This window comes from Anabaena sp. 4-3 (assembly GCF_001597745.1).
Lineage (GTDB): Bacteria > Cyanobacteriota > Cyanobacteriia > Cyanobacteriales > Nostocaceae > Trichormus.
Map to the genome: position 1 here is coordinate 101,596 of NZ_LUHJ01000072.1, position 859 is coordinate 102,454.

Genomic DNA, 859 nt, shown 5'->3' on the forward strand with positions numbered 1-859 from the left:
TTGGACAAATTTTTCAAAAATTAGTTGTTGTTGATTTTTAGCAATACCAATTCCTGTATCTTGCACAGCAATTTCCAGCCAAACCTGATCTACACCGCAGATAGCATGGATATGAGCGCGAACAAGTATTTTAATATATCCCTGTTCTGTAAACTTCAGGGCATTGCCCACGACATTAAATAGAATTTGACGTAATCTGACTTCATCAATCAAAATCACCGATGGTACAGTATCTTCAATCTCGGTGTATAAAGTTAAATTTTTAGTGATTGCCTTCTGAGTAAAAATCTGTTGAATTTCTTGAATCAGAACTCGCAGGTTTACAGGTTCATAACAAAGTTCTAATTTACCGGCTTCAATTTTGGATAAATCCAGAATGTCATTAATCAATCCCAACAGACTTTTACCACTGGCAGTTAGTGTGTTTAAATATGATTGTGCTTGTGGTTCAGTCACAATTGATTGCAGCAAGTCAGCAAAGCCCAAAATTGCATTCATGGGTGTACGAATTTCGTGGCTCATATTAGCTAGAAACTCACTTTTAGCTTTGTTAGCAGTTTCGGCTTCTTGTTTAGCTAGTTCTAAAGCTAAGTTATTCCTGGTTAATTCTTGTTGTGCTTGTGCATCTTTGAGGGCAATGGCTAAATATTTGGCCACTTCGGAAAGCACGGCAATTTCATGCCCTTGCCAAGTTTTGGGGGTGGGTGAATCAAAACAGAGTAAACCTACTAATTTGTCTGAGTGTTGCAAGGGGACATGAAGCAGGGCTTGAGTATCACCGGCTAACATTACCTGAGCGATCGCTGTCATTCTTGTATCCTGTGTGACATCATCAATCACAAGCGGTTGACCCTGTTGC

Annotated in this window: 1 protein-coding gene; it reads right to left on the minus strand. The window is 39.2% G+C overall.

Annotated elements, in window-relative coordinates; all coding sequences use genetic code 11:
* Positions 1-859 (minus strand): HAMP domain-containing sensor histidine kinase (locus tag A3775_RS20900; RefSeq protein WP_197480206.1); only part of this gene is annotated, 859 nt, incomplete at both ends.